The sequence below is a fragment of the Sphingobacterium sp. UBA2480 genome (genome assembly GCF_002341965.1).
In the GTDB taxonomy this organism is placed as follows: domain Bacteria; phylum Bacteroidota; class Bacteroidia; order Sphingobacteriales; family Sphingobacteriaceae; genus Sphingobacterium; species Sphingobacterium multivorum.
The window spans coordinates 1,290,097-1,308,644 of record NZ_DDPA01000007.1 but is presented as its reverse complement, the minus strand read 5'-3'; the positions used below and the strand labels follow the sequence as shown (position 1 = coordinate 1,308,644).

Below are 18,548 nucleotides of genomic sequence, written 5' to 3'. Positions count from 1 at the left end.
AGACCAAATTGATAGCAAATCTAACCTCTCTATATAATCTCAACTTTAATCTCATTTAAAAGGAGTTACACTGATTTCAATCATCAGATTTTCAAAATAAAAATAGAATCCAAATGAATCCCTTATTTTCTTTGGTGCGCTTTGAAATTTCAAACCGCTGTCGTTTATTAATTTCTGATATACCTCGTGAACAGCTTTCTCATCTTTTTGATAAAATCCAATATGGAAATTCGCTGGATACTTAGGTCTACTTTCTTCGTTGTTCAATTGCTGCCCCCAAAGGACCAAAGCAAAATTATTGCTACTTTCAAGCACGGCCATTTTGCCGTTTCTGTTTATTATTAAATTAAAACCCAAATTTTGGGTAAATAAGTCTACGGCTTTATCTACCTCTTTTACGACTAGATTAATGTGATTTAGATGCATTTTATTTTCTGTTATTTAATACAAAATTATGCATCAGGAATCAGGTTCAATTGGATAAATCGGTCATTTTCATTTTTGTTTAAAATAGTTGGCGTTACTCCGGCGTATTTTTTTACTTCACGGATAAAGTGAGATTGGTCGCCATAGTTCAGTTCTGGATAGAAGTTCCCTTCTTTCAGCTGTTTCAATGAATTTGAAAAACGTACAATGTTAACATATGATTTTAGTGTAAGCCCAAACCAATGCTGGAAATAACGGTTAATCTGCCTGCTACTCCAAAATATTTTACCTGCCAGTTCATTTACCGTAATTTCTCCTCTAGATTTACTGATAAACTCAAACAACTTCTGTTTCATTCCATCCATTTGTTTTTTATATTTAGAAGAAATAGTATAACAGGCCTTTTGATAAAAACACTCGAAGTCAATGAGGTCATCTTTTGAAAATCCCCAATAATCATCTGGCAACGTTTTTTTCGTATTTTTTAAATCCGAAAAAGAGTGATTAAAAATATATTCCGCAGCAATTGGATAAAAGCTAATGGCGAACATCCGAGATTTCGGAAATGGTGGCTTTATAACAGCTTCTGTACAGACTCCACAAATAAAAATCTCAAAGGCTCCTTTTTCATCTGTCAGAAGAAATAAGTCTATTTTGCCGTCTGGAACGATAATTCCTTCTTTATTCTCATCAGAATGATTTATTACCATCCAGATACTCTCTACGATGTGTTCAAGTGGTTGCCACGGCTTAAGTGAAATATATTCTAATTGATTATTTTGAAGATTCATCGTTAAGCAGCTCTAAAATTGATATTTACAAATGTATCATTTTAAATAATTCTCTGTTCACTCTTCTTAACATAATCTCATCGCAAAAAGCAGTGGATTGGCCGTCGGCGGTTTGCATCTGCGTAGCTATCTTCACTTGTATTTTAAATGCTCCGACAGAAAAGCCAGTATTTCCGTTACCAATTTTTGATGTATTGATTTTCTGTCCATGGCATTATGGTCTCGATAATAAACAGGTTCTTCATTAATCAATTTAAGCCCTTCATTCAAGAAAATGTAATGCCCCACTTTACCTTGAAGTACGCTGTATTTTGAATTTTCGATTACTTCATGGTATCGTATTGCGTTAGTTTTAAGAGGAGCAATCGAATCGTCAACCGCGCCAATGATCAAAACTGGAGATGTATTGGTTTGCTTCACTTTGGGAAGGCCGAGCCCAAGGGCTGGAGACAAGGCTACACTGGCTTTAACGCGACTATCTCTTAAATTTAGCGGCACCTGTTCGCAAGATATTTTTTGCATTAATTCCTGGAGGTCACCTAATTCAGGAACAACAAATTGTTTTCGATTTTCGGCTAACGATGCGTTTTTCTTGAGCGTATCGCAATCTAATTTGACCCCGGCAAGCGCCAAAGTAGTATATCCCCCCAATGAAAATCCTATACCGGCAATCCTACTGCTGTCTATGTAGCTATTAAACCGTGTGTCGTCAAGTAATGATGAAATCAGGAAATGAATATCTAGCGGTCTATCCCAATAACGTACAAAGTTTTCAGGGATTTTATTATCCAGCGTGTTGCCCCAATGATCTGGAGCAACAACAAAATATCCATTTTTCGCCAATTCAATCGCCAGCCAGGATAAGCTAAATCTGTTGCCTCCAGTGCCATGAGACAACACGATCAATGGATGTTTATTTTGTATAAATTCCGCATTTTTTGCTGTAGGTGGTAAAACAAATGGCCGTTCTGTATCCTTAACATTGCTGTCCTCGGTCGGATACCAGAGCTGCGCACTTAAAGGACGCCCTCGTATATAATCAGAATAGGCAATTTTCCGTTCGCCAACGTTGTTGACCGGTGTATAATAAATCATTAAAAACAGACTTAACAAAATAAGACTAAATGGGATATTCATATTTGATACCAATAAACTTAGGTTATTATCAATGAGAATAGAGACCAAGCCTCCTATCAACAGACAAATTTACGATCAGTACCGTTATTAGATCAATGGTTATCTTTAACCATAAAATCAGTTTTCTCTCCATTATCCTATTTTAGATAGCAGCTCAGACATAGACTAAGCTGCTAGTTGATACTGGCTAAAAAATTGATCCAACCCTTCTTGAGTAAGCTTCAATCCAAAGCGCCTAAGATTAACAGAAAAAATGTTTTTTTTAAAAGCATGGAAGAGTGGTCACATTGATTTTCTGATCACGAAAAGTACTCGCATACATTTCGTGATAACCTAAATTAATTATCGTTAATATTTTTCATTTCAAAAATTTGATATTGATCATTTTACATTCTTCTCCTTCTTGGTGATTTGTCATCCGATTGATCAGAAAAATGATTTTCTTTCTCCTTTGGGGCACGTAATCCGCCAAACTGCCAGCTGACCGTCAACGTAGCGGCCCTATTATAAAATCTGTTGATCACTACTTATAGCGGCTATTAGGTAAAAAAGCTTTATCTAACATAATTTTACCTATTAAAATTGATAATATTTATTATATTTATTTAATAGACCATTAAATTTTTGATGACCAATTTATCCTTAATTCCTGCAATGACGTATTGTCAAAACACTATTCTCTTTTATTGCTCTATGTTGTGATATTGAACAGTATTTCCTATCCTTAATGAAAGAACCACTATAATGGCAGATTATGAAATGGGATATAAAGGAAAGAAATGTACGCAGCCAATTCAATCATAATAGTAGAATACTTGCACTATTTATAAAGAAAAATATTTCAACTATGAAAAAATCAGTAATAATTGCTTTAATGCCAATATTGTTTCACGGTATCATTTACAGCCAAGAGACAAATAATCAATCCGTAGGTTTAGTTAACAGGGGCGACCTATAGTTTCTATTTTTCCGTGTAGTAATTCCAGATAGCTTTTGTTATGTCGGCAATAATTTTTTCAGTGACCTCTCGTTCTTCGGTGATATCTTTTAAGTAAACAGAAAGAACGACGTGATTTCCATTGGGAAGTTTAAAAATGCCTACATCGTTCATCGCTGCTCTTAAACCATGCTCATTTCTATCTGAAATTCCAGTTCTGTGTGCTAATTCTGTTCCTTTGGGAAGCCCTGCTTTCATCCAGGTAAGGCCTCTCGAGCATTCAACCATGAGTTGATAGAGGTATTTTGTGGTGTTCTTTTTAAGAACCTGCCCTGCATAAAATTTCTCCAATAATTCGGTGGACGCTAATGGCGTTGTTGTGTTAACATAAAGATTCTCCCAAGTTCGCATTTCTTGTTCATTGACTTTTATGGTAAAATCCTTTATTCCTTGTTTATGGATAAACTTTTGGACGGTCTCTGGACCTCCAATCAGGTCTAGAAGAATATCACAGCCATTGTTATCGCTGTGCGAAACAGTATATTGTAATAGTTGGTCCAAAGTTAAATCCATATTTCCGTTCGGAAATTCTTCCCGAATTGGGCTCCAGGTATCTGCATGCAGATCTTCTTTTTTAATGAAAAATTTCTGTGATAAAGAAAGTTTACCCTGATCAACCAAGTTCAAGGTCGCCAAAGCAATATGAAATTTAAACACGCTCATTAATGGTGCATTTAAATGTCCATTAATGCTTAATGTGTCTTTGGTTCCAATTCCCTTCATTGAAATACCGACTGTTGCATTCTTTGTTGCAATGATTTGATGAAGTTCTTTGCGGAGGCTATTACTTTGCTGTGCAAAAGACTGAATTGAAAACAAGAAAATACAGAAAAATAATGAAAGTTTTTTCATGAAGAAATTTAGTTTAAAAGGTTACTTTCTTTCACAATCTTTCTCACTTCCTGCACAAAATAGTAAGCGATATCAAAGTTTTCATTGCCTGTATTTTCCATTACAACTACGCTGGTTTTAGTTTTCGGATAATATAAATTAACGGCCGTAAAACCTTCACTCGGATGGAAACCTGTATGCCCAATTTCGTAAATATCCGCTTTATCATTTATGCGCAAGCCATAACCATATCCAATTGGCTTTTCGCTAAAAACCTGATGTTGGTTGGTAATTACATAATGGGTCATCATGTTATAAGTCGCAGGTTTTAGCACTTTTCCGCTATGTAGACATTCGTTCCATTTTGCCAGATCGGGTGCAGTAACTATCAGATGACTTCCGAAATAATTTGTACTATCGAAATCTGACTTTACATTTAATCGAAAAGTTCCGTCTTTTTTTATGGTGTGTCCTTTTACCAAAAGCTGGCTATTTTTTTTATTGGGATAATAACTATTAGCCATTTTACATTTTTTGAATAAGGCTGTAATTAAAGTTTCAAAACTTTTACCACTTTGTTTTTCCAAAACCAATCCTGCAACATAATACCCAACGTTTGAATAGCTAAAAGCCGTGCCTGGCTTAAATTTCAAGGGTTTGTCCATGCTTTCGCTGTACAACCCCGATGTATTGTTCAGCAAGTGATGAACCGTAACGGTATCTGCCCAGGAATATTTAAAATCAGGCAAATACTTTCGGATTGGGGCTTGCAAATCAATTGTTCCTTTTTCGACTTCCTGTAAAATCAGGGCAGCTGTAAATTGTTTAGCTATGGACATTGTCGAAAATTTATCATCGATTTTCAACGGCGTCTGTTTGTTAAAGTCAGCAAATCCATGCGCTTTTGCATATTTCGTTTTTCCGTTTTGTTGAATGTGAACAACACCATTAAATGCTCTCGGATTTGTAGCGTTTAGTAAACTATCTATCCTTGTCGGGTAATCATCTTTTTGCTGTGCCGAAGAAGTACAACTTGTCAAAAGAAATCCCAACGCAAGAAATGTTAATTTGAAAATTTGTGTCATTGTATTGATGTTCTGAACTAGTCCTCTTAATTTTTACGGTTATTGGGCTTAGGAATTTAGGTTTGATGCAGATTTTGTATCCGTAAAACCAACTCAAGCGCTACCACCAAATAAAGAAACAAATAAAAAATGGAATACCTGAGCAAAATTAAATTAACATAAAACTTAATGTCAATTTCTTATCTTTTGGAAATACTCCGACGGGGACACTCCTTTTACAACTCGCGCTCCACGTATTCAATCTGGTAACCGATGCGTGCATGTTGCAGGTAGTGGTAAAATCCGTACCAGTATACTTTTTCAGTATATAGGACATGTAGCGTTCATTGGTGCCGATCAGTGCTGCCAGGTCGGATAGGTTGTGCCCTTTCTTCGACTAAGCACTTCTGTTATTAGATTTATCCATTGCATAATAAAAGGAAAAAACAACAGTAGTCGCTGTAATTAATCCTATTGTGATATATCTCGCAATTCCAGGATTTGGATCTAAGAAATAAAGTACGAATTATCAAACCATTCCGCCGTCAATAAAGCGCGCTCACCCTTTCATGAAGCTATGCACAATAAACAGCAAAAAAACCAATCTCACAAACCCGATTGGGCCACTTTGATTTTCCCACAATCTACCTCGACTATTTCAATTCCGATAAAAATACATTAACAACAAAATTTCTTATTTCATGCCAATTATTATCAGTTAGAAAGTCCTCAACATTCCATTTAAAATGATCCAAATGCTCAATTGCGGACCGTATATTCATCAATAAAACAACACCATCTTTGGAAACAACATTAGACTGGTGTAAATCTTCAATAAAAGTTTGATTCAAAAATGAATAATAGTCTCCTTCAAGCTCTTCTAAATTTTTTCGAACTTTTTCTTCATATAAAACACCCGGTTCTTTGAGTGGAACAAGTATCATGTTTAATGTAGAAACCAGTAACTCGTATTTTTCAATTATACTTAGACTATTTTCCATAAGTTATTCCAGATTTATCATCTTTAGCAGGACTATATCCCTTTCCTACAGCTGTAATTTTTCCTGAAGAACCACTAAGATACCAACGGCAGCCAAGAAAGCAAAACTAAACGGCAAACATTTATGCGACCAGCCGTTTGAAACTTACCAATGACCATTTAATTCCCGAATAGATGAACCGTAAAGACAAGTAAATTGAACCGTAGAAGAAAGCAAAATGGTAATTAAATCAAGACCTTTGTATAATAAAATTAAATTCGTCAAATGTCAGAAATCACCAAAATTCAATTGGGTCAAAACGGCCCCACGGTTTCAAAGCTTGGTCTGGGATGTATGCGGATGTCATCAATATGGGGTGGCCCAACTCCCGACGAAACCGAATGTATTGCAACAATCCATCAAGCTTTGGACAGCGGGATAAACTTCCTGAATACGGGAGATTTTTATGGTGCAGGCCACAACGAAATGCTTATTGGCAAAGCAATTAAGGGTAGACGGGATGATGCCTTCATCAGTGTCAAATTCGGTGCTATTTTTCACAACGGCCAATGGATTGGCTTGGATCTCCGTCCTGTAGCGATCAAGAATTTTATCAACTATTCGTTGACCCGTCTGGGCATTGAAACTATCGACTTATATCAACCCTGTAGAATGGATAGCAGTGTGCCAATAGAAGACATCATTGGAACGATTGCAGACCTCGTAGCTGAAGGAAAAGTACACCATATAGGCGTATCGGAAATAACCGCCCATCAGCTCCGTAAAGCCAATAGCGTTTATCCCATCAGTGCACTGGAAATCGGTTATTCTTTGGCTGACCGTCAGATCGAAAATGAGCTGTTGCCTGCAGCTAAAGAATTAGGGATTGGTGTCGTGGCATTTGCCAATACGGCCGAAGGACTCTTAACAGGTGACCTGCAACCTCCAATTCCTGCGGATGACCATCGAAATCACTTTTCCCGTTTTCAGGGTAATAACTTAATCCATAATCTTGAAAAAGTAGAAGTATTAAAAGAAATTGCTTTACGTAAGAATGTCAGCCCTACACAACTTGCGATTGCGTGGGTAAAAGAACAAGGCGACAATATCATGCCATTGGTGAGTATGAGCCGCAGATCAAGACTACCCGAAAATATCACTGCGATGGAAATTGTATTTACGCCAGAGGAGATGAATATTTTAAACACTACATTTGCAATAGGTGCTATCAAAGGCGGTACTTACTTACAAAGATAAATGGAAAGTCCAGCAGAAATACTTCCCGGCGTGATATTCTATTCTTACCTTTCTTCTCTAAAGAAAGAGAAAGCATGCGTCTGGAACCATCATACCCTGGTATTACAGGTTTCGGGCCAAATGGTTCTCGAAACCGCTGAGCAGCATGTAAATATATCTGCCGGGGAAGTATTGCTAATTCACAAGAATCAGCTTGGAACCTTGACTAAAACTCCCGGGCCAAATGGCCACTATGAAACTATCGTAATATCACTGCAAGAAGATCTGATGCGCCAGATAGCACTAGAGGAAAAGATGGAAGCTCAGGGTAAATACACCGGACTTCCGAATATATGCCTTCCCAATAATGCGTTTATCAAAGGTTATTTCCAGTCGGTCATTCCCTACGCGCGAAGCGCTGGTCATGAAATGACTGACGAGATGGGCCTTTTAAAGGTGAAAGAGGGAATCAAGTTAATACTGATAGCTATCCCGGCACTGCGTAACTTTTTGTTTGACTTCTCAGCATCTTATAAGATGGATCTAGAAAAATTTATGCTGAGCAATTTTCATTTCAATGTCCCTATTGAAAAGTTTGCACAACTCACAGGGAGGAGCCTTTCAGGATATAAAAGAGATTTTCAGAAAACCTTCGGTATGCCGCCACGTAAGTGGTTACAGGATAAAAGGCTGAATGAAGCATGGCATTTAATTAAAAGAAAAAACAAAAAACCATCAGCTATCTATCTCGATCTTGGTTTCGAGAACCTGTCCCATTTTTCTTCCGCCTTTAAGAAGAAATTTGGCGAAGCGCCGACTTTAGGTGAATAGGATTCCCACCCTTTTAATTGAATTTTTAACTCTTAAAAACCTACCACCTATTGCCCATATTTTGTCATCTATTCCATTGATCGACCAATTAAGAAAGTATCAGCTTGGAAAGGTTACTTTTAAGCTCTTAGATGGTTTGAACTACCTTATATCAGAAGCTATTTAACAAACATTCCGGAAAGCAACATATGCTCGTTAAAATTCAGCGTTACTGTATAAGGTACTGTTTTGATTTCGATATAATTAGCAAAATCCACCGGATGATAAGTTATTTTGAGCTTATCTAACAGCTTTAGCACTTCTTTAAATTGTAAGCCTGGTTTTAAGTTATTTTCAAATGAGATGTTAACCTTTCCAAAGTCGTTGATGGCGTAACCATTGATCGTGTTTTCCTTTTGGTTCTCCGGATCATTTTTGCTGACAGCAAAATAAAGGTTGAAATCATGATAGGTATCCTGATAATAGATCTCATTGGTTTTTCCGGTAGCGCCATCAAACTCTGTTATCCGTTCAAAACGATTATTTATAGGAGATTTCGTAAAATCCTCTTCAGTTGTTTTGCCAACAATGAAATTGTTTATATTCCAGTTATTATCAATTTTCAGCGTGGGTTTGTCTTTAACATCTTCTGGTCTGGTCGCATTTTTTAGCAGGTCCGCCATATATTCTTCATTGTTGCATCCGCCAAAATCAATTAAACCATTCATGATATCCCAATAACACGTTTTAGACAGGTTTGTATTGTTCAGCATGATTAACCTATTATAGTCTGGCGCGTATAAAATAAACTTGTTTTGGGGCTTTAAATTCCAGTATAAACCATGGTCGGTATTTGGATTTTTTGTTCCTTTACCATATTTTGCCTCTAGTTTCTTTAAGATACTCGCCTTTAACTCTTGCGTCTTGAGCTCAATTCTTACGCCATATATTTTACCATCAGCATCGTATCTTTTTAAAGTTTCGTCTAACTCAATGGCGGTTTTGGCTTGTTTGAGATCAATGTGTCCACCGCCAAGACGTGTAATACTATCTGTTTTTAATGTTTCAGAGTTGATTTGAAATATAATCCGCTGCCCTGCTAAATCAATTCCATCGAAACGATACCTTTGTGATTTTTCAACCTCGAGCAACAGACTGAAGGGATACTCGATAGTCTCAACGCCAACCAATAATCGATCCTCAAATTTACTGATGTGTTCAATCGGCTCATTTAAGTTCAAGTTTGCTAAATCTATTTTTTCCTGACTTCTGCAACACATAACAAGGGGTAAAACAGCTAGTAATGATAATTTCTTCATGATTCTTATTCTTTTTTATAACAGGCAAAACGCTACTTTTCACTGGATCTTTCCCACCTTAATCTCCGATCACCAAAAGGTTCTGTTTTCCCTTTTTTATAAATAACCCGTTTACGAATTGTTCCATCTTCTTTATAGTAAATCCATTCACCTTCCTTAAGGTTGTTTAGATATGTGCCCCTCTCTGCCAGCTTCTTATTTCTGTAAACGCTGGCCTCTCCATTTTTAAAACCATCTGTAAATGGCTCGAAATTGGTTTGAAACCCATTAAATTTTATCGCATAATTCCCGTTTAAAGGTTCTCCCGTTTCCTTTAAACAAGTTTTATCAGTAGCATCATCGTACTCGGTTTCCTCAAGTTCAATCTTGATCCATGTTTGTGCAAAACCATTACTCATTGGAATTAAAAGAAAAAATAAAAAAGTGATGCCGCCAAGCATCTTCCTTAAAGCAGTTAGCGGTAAAATTAAAATCGATGGAATTAATATTACTTTATTCATTTATCAGGATGCTAAAATGTTGACATTATTGTTTAAGATTTCAGCTTCATTTACCCAACAAATTTAGCTGTAAATTTTAGCGCTAAATGAACCGATTACGATTCGCTTGGTATAAATAACGATTCGTGGCCATTTGCTTTTTTTCCTTCTTCGATGGGACCTTTAATTCATTATGCTGCTGCCAGATCTGACGACTTTGTATTCAAACAATGGCTTCGAACAAAAACGGTCGGATTATATTACCTTATAATTTGTTTAAATAATACATGGTATTCTTCTTCTATACTCTTCTTGAATTCAAGGCTTTGCTCCATTGTGTTTTATTGCATCTTGGACATGCCTTGGAATCGTTCTCAAAACTAAATACGACATGGCCGCAATACATGCATGCGAATGGCCCTTCAGCACTGAATACATCAACCTTTTTGAAAGAAGATGGGAATAATGGTAGCCCATACCTCACATCACTATCAGCATAAAATAAAACGCTTAATGTTCCATCGACTTCTAGAATCCCTTCCTTAACCTGTCCCAAATGTTCAACATTTAAATTTCTCAGTTCAGAAAAAAATTCCATACGCGAAAAGGTATTATCATTTTCATGTTTTATATCAAATACGCCATCCTTTACTACAGGTAAAACTTTACCTTCCAATAAATGGGCAATATTCTCTGATCGGGAGGCAATCCAGGTTACCAACTTATAAACAAAGATTACACATATAAAGACAACAATCGCATGAAAGATGGGTATTTCTTCTTGAAACATGGGATCTCCCGCAGCTGAGCCCAAACTGATTATAATCGCAACCTCAAAAAGAGTTAACTGCCGAACTCCCCTTCTACCCGAGAGCCTTAGAATGATCAATATTAGAAGAAACATTATAATTGTTCTCGCGCCTATTTCAATAAGAAAGGAGCTTTCCACCCCCTCTGCAAATATTTTTTGTATATCAATCATAACCTTTTAAAATCCAAAAATCTTAATGTGGCCGCCGCCATTCAATCCTAAAACATTCCTCCGGTCGCAATAGTTCATCACTTAGCAAAAACAACAAACATACGGTATCAATCTTCAATGATGGCAAAGTAATAGTCACGGTAAAGAATCTATTGACTAATACATAGATGTCAAGGTCGATATTTCTGAAGGAAACAAAGTTTTTATTGGAGTTTTTGTATATTGGCTCCACAAACCCATATTATCTAGCTTTATATATTCCCAAAAATGAAAAAAATATTATCGCTCATTGTCATAATTTTGTTCTGTCAAAGTCTAAGCGCCCAGACCATAGAAGAATTAAATGCGCAAGGTATAAAATATGCTAAAAAAGAAAAATTTGACGAGGCTTTTTCAGCTTTCGATAAAGCAATAAATCTGTATCCCAATTCACCTGGTACCTACGTAAATAGAGGCAACATTCACAGGTTTCGAGGAAATTACGACCTTGCAATAGCTGATTATTCAAAATTTCTGGATTTTTCTCCCAAGAACATCGATGTGCTCTATGCCAGAGCGGGTGTTTATAAAGAAGTTGCTGCATTTGACAAAGCAATTTCTGACTATTCGAGGGTAATTGAAATAAATCCATCCTATACAGACATATATTTTGACAGAGCATATTCTTATATCAGATTGAAAGATTATGAGAATGCAAAAAATGATCTAATAGCACAATTAAAAATATCGCCGAAAGATTTTAAGTCGCTTGCAAATCTGATAAACGTTAAAAAGGAATTAAAACTATTTGACGAAGCGCTTGTGGACTATGATAAATTACTAAATGAATTTTCTAATCAGCCAGACCTTCATATACTTTATAACAATCGAGCGAATCTCTATAGAGAAACTAATAGACCTCAAGAGGCACTAGTGGAAATAGAGAAAGCTTTAAAAGCAAATAAGAACTATGCTATAGGTTACTTTAATCGGGCAAGCATCTATCTGGATCTTGGCGATGAAAACAATGCTTGCAAAGATTTTAAAAAAGCATTGTCCCTAAATCTTCAGGAAGATCCCCATTTTGAAGTAGATGAAGATTTTGAAAAGCTGAAATCACTTTGTAAATAAATGATTTGCTGAACTCTTTTTATGCAAAATTGCATATATTGGATTTGAAATAAAGGCTATTCATATTAAATCAATATTTTATGGGCAATATATTTGACGAGCAAAAGTTATACCCTTATGATGGGACAATCAAAGGCCATTTCAAAGATCATTATGACAGCGTTTTCATTGCTCTCCTCCCCTTCTTTCAACTTGACAGAGAGGAAACTGATAAAAGTAATCTAAAAAAAGCTAAGTTACTATCGCACGAAGAAGCGCTGAAGGAAGTTGATTTTTTAAAAAGACTTCCCGAAGCGAATAGGGAAATCTATAGCTACGACAATGACCGATACCCTGCCGATGAAGAAATTTTTAGGAAGGGTAAATCAATATCTTGGGACAATATCGCGAAAGGGTCTTGTCTTGCAGGCTATGCGGAAGTTAATACGGCCCTAAGGACTTCTATAGGTGGGCTAAACCAGAATTTTACGAGACCGGACCTCATGGAAAAGCTTAACAATTTTACAGACCACGAAAGTATCTACCAACCGACTGAAGGCGCGCTTGGTATACTTTCAAAGATGGCTATCCGTAAAGCTTTCAAACTCTTGGGAAAAAACCAGATCCTGATAACAGACGAATTTTATGAAAACACCACAACTATAGATCTTGATCGATTAACGGAATATGAATTCTGTGATGAGATCGGCGGTAAAGATTATTATCTATACTCGGCTGATAAAGAAATTCTATTTACCATTGAATGGGATAGCTTCTTCTTTCTCATAGCAACAGATCATAAAAAAATGGATAAGCTTATCGCCAGCCATTTGTTTGAGGGTTTTCTTTGTAGTGACAAGACAGAACATTATTGGGAATACACCTTTGAATAAATAACAATTATAGTCTAAAAAAGGCTCATTATAACATAGTTACACAGTCATTTATGAAACCAGAAACTCAAGAAAAATTTGACAGAATCATAAAAGAAAGCTTTATTGAAATCTTAAAACCGCTCGGTTTCAAAAAGAAGGCCAACAACTTTTATCTGCAGCTTGAGAAAATCGGTCACATCATAAATATTCAAAAAAGTTGTTATAGCACCAGAGATTCTAGTTCCACCCGAAGCAATGTTTTTTAAATAGAAAAGCGCAGATCGATGATTTTAATGGACATATGTATTCGATAGCATATTGAACCATTCCCAAAATCTCACCTTACCAAATCGTCATTAGACTACTAAATTCGGGAAACTGTTCAAGTATTTCCCTCTTTGAATAGGGAGTTTGCTACAATACTTAATCGATGATAATGTCTGTTTCATTTTTCTATCCAAAGAACTCACACTGTTCAATATGGTAATGAGTTAATTCTTAAAATATCTGGGTAACGAAAATGGAATCCAATTGAAGAATCTTTACTATTTTCATTAATAAGATTTTATCTATATTCATAAGAATTTGCTTTTAAAATATAAGGCTTGGAACATATTCAATTAAATCATTTAATTAAAATTATCAAGCAGTTGTTTCCTTTGAATGATAAGGAGATTTCACTCTTGAATGATGGTATCAGTTTTTTTTCTGCAGAAAAGGAAAAGAATCTGATCAAACCGTTGCATGTTGCCGATCGGCTTTTTTTTCTAGAAAAGGGAACTGTTAGAAGTTTCTATCAGAAAGATTATAAAGACATCAATACTGAATTCTTTTTTGAAAATGATTTTTTTACCGCGTTTACAAGTTTTCTGACCCAGGAGAAAACGAACTTACATTTTCAATGCATTGAACAATGTGATTTAATAAGTATACCAAGGGAGCTCTTGGATAAATTGCTCCAGGAGGATACCAAATGGAATATTTTATTGAATAATATTTTAGCCAAAGAATATATCAAAAAATGCCGAAGGGAAAGTTCCTTTCTACTTTTGGATGCAAATGAACGATATCACTATTTTCTAAAACAGTTCCCGGATGCAGATAATCGGATACCGCTTTTCCATATTGCTTCATACCTTGGGATGAGTCCTGAAACACTCAGTAGGATCAGAAGTAAAAAAATCAATCAAATTGATCTAAGTCAAGTAAACAATATTTAGATTTCCACACTTTTGTCATAGTAAGATTGAAACATTCTATGGAAAAAAGAGTAAAATTTGACTTCGAGATATTCTTTACAAATGGCGGTAGTATCAAAGGGGAAGATTTCAGATTAGATATATCCGGAGACGATATCAGCGAGAGTGCCCTGGCCGACTACATCGTTGAAGATATGCAGTTGCTAATGGTAGGAAAAGTTAATATCCTTAACAAAGAAATCCTGATTGAGTCCCATAAACGTAAGCCAATCGATGAAAGTGTGGTAGAAGACTCCTTAATTGATTTGAGTCATACAATCGAAGATGGACTGATAACTTACAAGGGGCTACCGGCACCTCATATTTGCGATTATCTTTCTAGGGAACAGTCAAAAAATAACTATGACGGCGATACATCTTTTCAAATTGGAAAAATCGAGATGGTCACTAACACCGGAACTTATATTGATTGCCCGTTTCATCGATTTGCGGATGGCAACGACACAGCCCAAACGGCATTAAAGAGTTTTGCGGAGCTTGACGCGGTAATGATTCATATACCATTTACAGAAACCCTGAAAATTACGGAAGATCATCTTAAGAATAGAGAAATCAGAAATCGAGCGGTGTTAATACAGACTGGTTGGGATAAACATTGGAATACCGAGCTATATTATCAGGGCCATCCTTATCTTACCGAGCAGGCGGCAATGTATCTTCGGGACTGTAACGTCAAACTTGTAGGTATTGATTCCCATAATATAGACGACACAGCCGGGAGAACAAGACCTGCTCATACCTTGCTATTGAGTGCCGGGATTTTAATCGTTGAGCATCTCTGCAATTTAAATAAATTGCCAGATCATAACTTTAAGTTCACCGCTGCCCCACCAAAAGTCAAAGGTGTGGGGACTTTTCCGGTGAGAGCATTTGCTTCCATTGAAAAAAAATAATTATATTCAAATACGAAATCACTTTCAGCAAGAAACACAATTACATGGAAAATAACATCGGATTGACAAAGGGTGCAGGCTGGCAGTTCGGAATCAGAAAAACAATGCCAGCGAACCTGGAAACACTATGGAATATCTTTTTTTCAGACCGGGGATTAAGCTATTGGTCTGAAGGCGTAGACCAGGATTTTTCAACTTTTAATAAATATTCACATATCCGGACAAAGTGGAGGCACAAAGATTTCACAGAAGCCGCCAATTTACAGATCAGATTTATTCCTTCGAAAAATCAAGATAAAACAACAATTTCATTTCATGTTGATAAATTAAAAAATGAAGGCCAGCGTGAAGTGACTAGAGAATATTGGTCAAAAGTGATTGAAGATCTAAAACTGTTGCTGGAATCTCAGAGCCAGAGTTAAGCCTACGAATCGACTACCTCATTTGACATAATGGATATTTAAAATATGCACGCAATGCATGTTCTATGCACCGGACTGAAATCGAAACAAACACTTTGTGTGGATGCTTTTATTGTTTACAGACTTTTTCTCCAGTTGAGATTTTGGAGTAGATAGATGGAATTTGGTAAATTTAAGGATATAATTGCCTAACTTAATACGCTATAAGCATGGATATAAAGTTAGTTAAATACGTAGAAAGTGATTTTGATCTTTTCAAGACAATGGTAAGTGATGATGAGACAATGAAATATATAGCCGGAGATGGCTGGACAGAAAGTCAAGCAAAGGTTCACTTTGACGCAATGATTGAAATTAATCGCAAAGAAGAGGGTTTGGGATTTTACAAAGTAATCAATCAAGAAAACCTATTTATAGGAAATTGCTCATTAGAACGCTACAAACATGATTGCAAAATTCTTGAAATCGGATATGTACTGAAAAAGGAATTTTGGAGAATGGGATATGGATCTGCAATATGCCTAGAAATACTTGCTAAAGCCAATGGTTTATATCCCGAATCGCAGGTTATCGCAATTATAAATCCAGATAATCTTGCTTCGAAAGCACTACTTGAGAAGTATGGTTTTGAACTTTATTTTAGAGGACTGGAAGACGGTCAGTTTTGCGAAAAATTTATATTAAAAACGCGGAGTGTAGATTAGAGAATACGCATATAGATAAACCTTCTCCCAGAAAAGTATCAGGAGGTGAAAATTCTAAATGAACCTTTATGTGAAGGACAAGGAGAGCCACTGAATATCTTCCTTTCTCCATTTTATTTCGCCGCGCTGGATCATAGCGATATATTTTTGGGCATGATCGTCGGTCAATAGGCTTTGGTCGTCAATATGATATTGAAATATCCCGGTAGTCTTATCGCAGGTGATACTTCCAACAATGGCTTCGTTGAGATAGATATGCCAAAGACTAAATTTCTTCACGCGCACCTCAATTACCTGACGCTTACCCTGGTGATAGAAGATTTCCGGCACATCGTTATCGAATCGGATAATCAACGAATCTATAAACGCTTCTTTGATATCGTCGGCAAGTTCAACGTAGGCTAATTCGTATACTCCATGAGATTTTCTGAAAACACAGTATGTGAATCCATTTTCGTTGTAATGAAGATAGTCCTTCATTCCCATACTCTTATCGTGTATCCTCATTCGAACAAACATAAACTGATTTCGGTGATAGACTTCAAGAGGTTTCATGAAGCATTATTACTAGTATTGTTAGTAATAAATCAAAAAAGGATTTACAATTTTTCTAAAAACAAAGGTCTAGCTGTGCATTATCCAGGAAATTTTATCCCTGATTAATTGTGATTGATCCAACTGTCTATATCGGATGAAATCAAGTTGCAACGTGACTTTCTATTATAATTGGCTTTCGATTAACGCGACAGCTTCTAAAGCGGAAATTTCAGTATGTGACAACGTCAAATAACATCTTTCAACCATTTGGTATACCAATCTTCAAACGACACCCTCAAGCCATTCGAATCTAATAAAGGGTTTATTCCTCCATAATCAGCCCTCTCATCAATCCAAATATTTCCGTATTCAACTCCATTTACAACCAAAAGATAAGTACAACCATGCCCAATATGGCAAATCTGCAAACATCCATGTATATGGTCTGTATCCATATATGCATTTAACTGATTTTCATCCGGTCGCTCTCCACTCTCCCAATCAATCTCAAAAACCCAGTCTTCATTCCAGCTTTCAGAACAAGGAAAAGGCATTGTCAGATCAATAGCAGGTTTTGTTTTAAGTTTGAAGTCTATCATTGATTCCTCTAATGACAAAAGCCCATAATCTGGTCCAGTACAACCATTCCCTATTTTGGTAATGAAGTCCCTGTAATTTTCAGGAAACTTAATCCTTAGATTACGTTCAATGTAAATGACCACGGACTCAGGAATAGTGGGATTAAGGAGAAACTCTTTTTGTATAATTTTGTTTAATTTATTTGGGTTATCCTGTAGAAAGCGTAATTTCTCTTTTATATAATTTATATCCATGCATAATTCCATTGTTGCAACCTCTCACCTAACTGGGGTATTTAAAAGTAAAGAATTCAGTGGTGAATTACTAATTTTAAAAGTAAGAAAAAGCGTATCTGATTATCGGATTTCACTGCATAGATCATGCGAGGCACCTTGCTTCTTCAATTTCTTCCAGTTTGGATGGATGACTCATTACTGTCTCAAATGAATAACTAATACCATTCTCTAGTAAATGATACCGTATAAAAGAGCTAATAAGCGAAACTTCATAGCTATGTGTATCCTGCGGCTTGTCCACAATCATATTTTCACGAAGACAACAAATAAATTCAATTAGTACCGTAAATTAGAAAAGTCCAATCCCAGCTTTCGGAAAAATGGGGTACTTACACACCAATAATGCTAAAATATATTTTAGTGAATATGGTAAAGTTGATAAACAGCTGAGACAATATTATTTTATTAAACCGAACGATTCAACCCACTTCTCTGTTATGGGTGATTGGGACTCTCCTTCGAATTATAGATTTAATGATGATAGCATGATATTTATCTTTTCAGTTGATTCTATACAGTTAAAAACAGAAATGTTGGATAAACATCCACAAACTATTATTCGGAAATTTGAAATAGCCCAAAAGACATTAATCGATAACAATTGGCGTTTTGAAATCAAGTAGCCCCTCACGAAAAAAGTGCATCAAAAGATGACAGTTTGGTGATAAAAATTGAGGCAAAACACAATAATCACCTGCAAATAAACCACTTATTAATTCACCAAAATAGTTAAGACTGTAAAGTAAAATTTGTCCACAAATTTAATTGGCTCAAGCCATTCATCCATTGGCGTGACAGTCACCCCATATTAGATAACATTTTGAAAAACTGAAAACCTTATG

At 36.1% G+C, this 18,548-nt stretch carries 21 protein-coding genes; 10 read left to right on the top strand and 11 right to left on the bottom strand.

Translation table 11 applies throughout. From position 1 onward, the window contains the following. Positions 1–51: 51 nt before the first annotated feature. The 6 genes from B3600_RS18770 to B3600_RS18745 all read right to left on the bottom strand — a co-directional run bounded on the left by B3600_RS18770 (position 52) and on the right by B3600_RS18745 (position 6,247). Positions 52–426, bottom strand: coding sequence for a VOC family protein (locus tag B3600_RS18770; protein ID WP_286753979.1), 375 nt, complete (start codon positions 424–426; stop codon positions 52–54). A 26-nt stretch (positions 427–452) separates the two neighbouring features. Further along, the gene (locus B3600_RS18765; RefSeq protein WP_286753978.1) at positions 453–1,217 is read right to left on the bottom strand and encodes a helix-turn-helix domain-containing protein; all 765 of its coding nucleotides are present in this window, start codon (positions 1,215–1,217) and stop codon (positions 453–455) included. A gap of 132 nt (positions 1,218–1,349) precedes the next feature. Further along, positions 1,350–2,312, bottom strand: coding sequence for an alpha/beta hydrolase family protein (locus B3600_RS18760; RefSeq protein WP_286753977.1), 963 nt, complete (start codon positions 2,310–2,312; stop codon positions 1,350–1,352). 1,003 nt (positions 2,313–3,315) lie between these two features. Then, positions 3,316–4,203 carry a class A beta-lactamase, subclass A2 gene (gene bla, locus B3600_RS18755; RefSeq protein ID WP_286753976.1) on the bottom strand — a complete coding sequence of 296 codons (888 nt, stop codon included), beginning with the start codon at positions 4,201–4,203 and terminating at the stop codon, positions 3,316–3,318. Positions 4,204–4,211: 8 nt separating this feature from the next. Next, positions 4,212–5,267, bottom strand: a complete 1,056-nt coding sequence (locus tag B3600_RS18750; protein WP_286753975.1) for a serine hydrolase domain-containing protein — start codon at positions 5,265–5,267, stop codon at positions 4,212–4,214. A gap of 632 nt (positions 5,268–5,899) precedes the next feature. Continuing rightward, positions 5,900–6,247, bottom strand: coding sequence for a hypothetical protein (locus B3600_RS18745; RefSeq protein WP_286753974.1), 348 nt, complete (start codon positions 6,245–6,247; stop codon positions 5,900–5,902). Positions 6,248–6,511: 264 nt separating this feature from the next. Here B3600_RS18745 and B3600_RS18740 point away from each other — a divergent pair, with 264 nt between their 5' ends. Together B3600_RS18740 and B3600_RS18735 are read left to right on the top strand one after the other, a co-directional pair. Then, positions 6,512–7,483, top strand: a complete 972-nt coding sequence (locus tag B3600_RS18740; protein WP_286753973.1) for an aldo/keto reductase — start codon at positions 6,512–6,514, stop codon at positions 7,481–7,483. Beyond that, positions 7,484–8,293: a helix-turn-helix domain-containing protein gene (locus B3600_RS18735; RefSeq protein ID WP_286753972.1), complete on the top strand. Its 810-nt coding sequence runs from the start codon at positions 7,484–7,486 to the stop codon at positions 8,291–8,293. It begins immediately after the preceding gene. Between the two features lie 158 nt (positions 8,294–8,451). Here the strand turns inward: B3600_RS18735 and B3600_RS18730 are convergent, their stop codons facing one another. The 3 genes from B3600_RS18730 to B3600_RS18720 form a co-directional block, all read right to left on the bottom strand. After that, positions 8,452–9,591 (bottom strand): hypothetical protein, encoded by a 1,140-nt coding sequence (locus tag B3600_RS18730; protein ID WP_286753971.1) that lies wholly within the window; start codon positions 9,589–9,591, stop codon positions 8,452–8,454. Positions 9,592–9,623: 32 nt separating this feature from the next. Next, positions 9,624–10,091, bottom strand: coding sequence for a toxin-antitoxin system YwqK family antitoxin (locus tag B3600_RS18725; protein ID WP_286753970.1), 468 nt, complete (start codon positions 10,089–10,091; stop codon positions 9,624–9,626). Between the two features lie 280 nt (positions 10,092–10,371). Then, positions 10,372–11,052, bottom strand: a complete 681-nt coding sequence (locus B3600_RS18720) for a DUF421 domain-containing protein (protein WP_286753969.1) — start codon at positions 11,050–11,052, stop codon at positions 10,372–10,374. 267 nt (positions 11,053–11,319) lie between these two features. Between B3600_RS18720 and B3600_RS18715 the strand changes: the two genes are divergently transcribed. The 7 genes from B3600_RS18715 (at position 11,320) to B3600_RS18690 (ending at position 16,294) form a co-directional block, all read left to right on the top strand. Further along, complete coding sequence (locus tag B3600_RS18715) at positions 11,320–12,162, top strand: tetratricopeptide repeat protein (RefSeq protein WP_286753968.1); 843 nt, start codon at positions 11,320–11,322, stop codon at positions 12,160–12,162. A gap of 80 nt (positions 12,163–12,242) precedes the next feature. Beyond that, positions 12,243–13,034 (top strand): DUF2711 family protein, encoded by a 792-nt coding sequence (locus B3600_RS18710; protein WP_286753967.1) that lies wholly within the window; start codon positions 12,243–12,245, stop codon positions 13,032–13,034. A gap of 53 nt (positions 13,035–13,087) precedes the next feature. Then, entirely contained in the window at positions 13,088–13,282 is a 195-nt protein-coding gene (locus B3600_RS25630; protein ID WP_353681986.1) for a DUF4304 domain-containing protein, read from the top strand. 339 nt (positions 13,283–13,621) lie between these two features. Continuing rightward, positions 13,622–14,236, top strand: coding sequence for a Crp/Fnr family transcriptional regulator (locus B3600_RS18705; protein WP_286753966.1), 615 nt, complete (start codon positions 13,622–13,624; stop codon positions 14,234–14,236). 38 nt (positions 14,237–14,274) lie between these two features. Beyond that, entirely contained in the window at positions 14,275–15,168 is an 894-nt protein-coding gene (locus B3600_RS18700) for a cyclase family protein (protein ID WP_286753965.1), read from the top strand. A gap of 44 nt (positions 15,169–15,212) precedes the next feature. Continuing rightward, positions 15,213–15,590: an SRPBCC domain-containing protein gene (locus B3600_RS18695; RefSeq protein ID WP_286753964.1), complete on the top strand. Its 378-nt coding sequence runs from the start codon at positions 15,213–15,215 to the stop codon at positions 15,588–15,590. A gap of 209 nt (positions 15,591–15,799) precedes the next feature. Next, complete coding sequence (locus B3600_RS18690) at positions 15,800–16,294, top strand: GNAT family N-acetyltransferase (protein WP_286753963.1); 495 nt, start codon at positions 15,800–15,802, stop codon at positions 16,292–16,294. A 66-nt stretch (positions 16,295–16,360) separates the two neighbouring features. Here B3600_RS18690 and B3600_RS18685 read toward each other — a convergent pair whose 3' ends face one another. After that, the gene (locus B3600_RS18685; RefSeq protein WP_286753962.1) at positions 16,361–16,849 is read right to left on the bottom strand and encodes a hypothetical protein; all 489 of its coding nucleotides are present in this window, start codon (positions 16,847–16,849) and stop codon (positions 16,361–16,363) included. Between the two features lie 227 nt (positions 16,850–17,076). Beyond that, positions 17,077–17,664, bottom strand: a complete 588-nt coding sequence (locus B3600_RS18680; RefSeq protein WP_286753961.1) for a hypothetical protein — start codon at positions 17,662–17,664, stop codon at positions 17,077–17,079. A 362-nt stretch (positions 17,665–18,026) separates the two neighbouring features. On the opposite strand from B3600_RS18680, the gene B3600_RS18675 reads away from it, so the two are divergent. Continuing rightward, positions 18,027–18,329 carry a hypothetical protein gene (locus B3600_RS18675; protein ID WP_286753960.1) on the top strand — a complete coding sequence of 101 codons (303 nt, stop codon included), beginning with the start codon at positions 18,027–18,029 and terminating at the stop codon, positions 18,327–18,329. Positions 18,330–18,548 lie beyond the last annotated feature (219 nt).

Bases quoted from the DNA above. Each gene is read 5' to 3' on its own strand.
- B3600_RS18760 (WP_286753977.1), bottom strand. From the start codon at position 2,312: ATGATTTATTATACACCGGTCAACAACGTTGGCGAACGGAAAATTGCC.
- B3600_RS18715 (WP_286753968.1), top strand. From the start codon at position 11,320: ATGAAAAAAATATTATCGCTCATTGTCATAATTTTGTTCTGTCAAAGT.
- B3600_RS18730 (WP_286753971.1), bottom strand. From the start codon at position 9,591: ATGAAGAAATTATCATTACTAGCTGTTTTACCCCTTGTTATGTGTTGC.
- B3600_RS18700 (WP_286753965.1), top strand. From the start codon at position 14,275: ATGGAAAAAAGAGTAAAATTTGACTTCGAGATATTCTTTACAAATGGC.
- bla (WP_286753976.1), bottom strand. From the start codon at position 4,203: ATGAAAAAACTTTCATTATTTTTCTGTATTTTCTTGTTTTCAATTCAG.
- B3600_RS18725 (WP_286753970.1), bottom strand. From the start codon at position 10,091: ATGAATAAAGTAATATTAATTCCATCGATTTTAATTTTACCGCTAACT.
- B3600_RS18695 (WP_286753964.1), top strand. From the start codon at position 15,213: ATGGAAAATAACATCGGATTGACAAAGGGTGCAGGCTGGCAGTTCGGA.
- B3600_RS18745 (WP_286753974.1), bottom strand. From the start codon at position 6,247: ATGGAAAATAGTCTAAGTATAATTGAAAAATACGAGTTACTGGTTTCT.
- B3600_RS25630 (WP_353681986.1), top strand. From the start codon at position 13,088: ATGAAACCAGAAACTCAAGAAAAATTTGACAGAATCATAAAAGAAAGC.
- B3600_RS18685 (WP_286753962.1), bottom strand. From the start codon at position 16,849: ATGAAACCTCTTGAAGTCTATCACCGAAATCAGTTTATGTTTGTTCGA.
- B3600_RS18735 (WP_286753972.1), top strand. From the start codon at position 7,484: ATGGAAAGTCCAGCAGAAATACTTCCCGGCGTGATATTCTATTCTTAC.
- B3600_RS18720 (WP_286753969.1), bottom strand. From the start codon at position 11,052: ATGATTGATATACAAAAAATATTTGCAGAGGGGGTGGAAAGCTCCTTT.
- B3600_RS18765 (WP_286753978.1), bottom strand. From the start codon at position 1,217: ATGAATCTTCAAAATAATCAATTAGAATATATTTCACTTAAGCCGTGG.
- B3600_RS18690 (WP_286753963.1), top strand. From the start codon at position 15,800: ATGGATATAAAGTTAGTTAAATACGTAGAAAGTGATTTTGATCTTTTC.
- B3600_RS18675 (WP_286753960.1), top strand. From the start codon at position 18,027: ATGGGGTACTTACACACCAATAATGCTAAAATATATTTTAGTGAATAT.
- B3600_RS18740 (WP_286753973.1), top strand. From the start codon at position 6,512: ATGTCAGAAATCACCAAAATTCAATTGGGTCAAAACGGCCCCACGGTT.
- B3600_RS18710 (WP_286753967.1), top strand. From the start codon at position 12,243: ATGGGCAATATATTTGACGAGCAAAAGTTATACCCTTATGATGGGACA.
- B3600_RS18680 (WP_286753961.1), bottom strand. From the start codon at position 17,664: ATGGATATAAATTATATAAAAGAGAAATTACGCTTTCTACAGGATAAC.
- B3600_RS18770 (WP_286753979.1), bottom strand. From the start codon at position 426: ATGCATCTAAATCACATTAATCTAGTCGTAAAAGAGGTAGATAAAGCC.
- B3600_RS18750 (WP_286753975.1), bottom strand. From the start codon at position 5,267: ATGACACAAATTTTCAAATTAACATTTCTTGCGTTGGGATTTCTTTTG.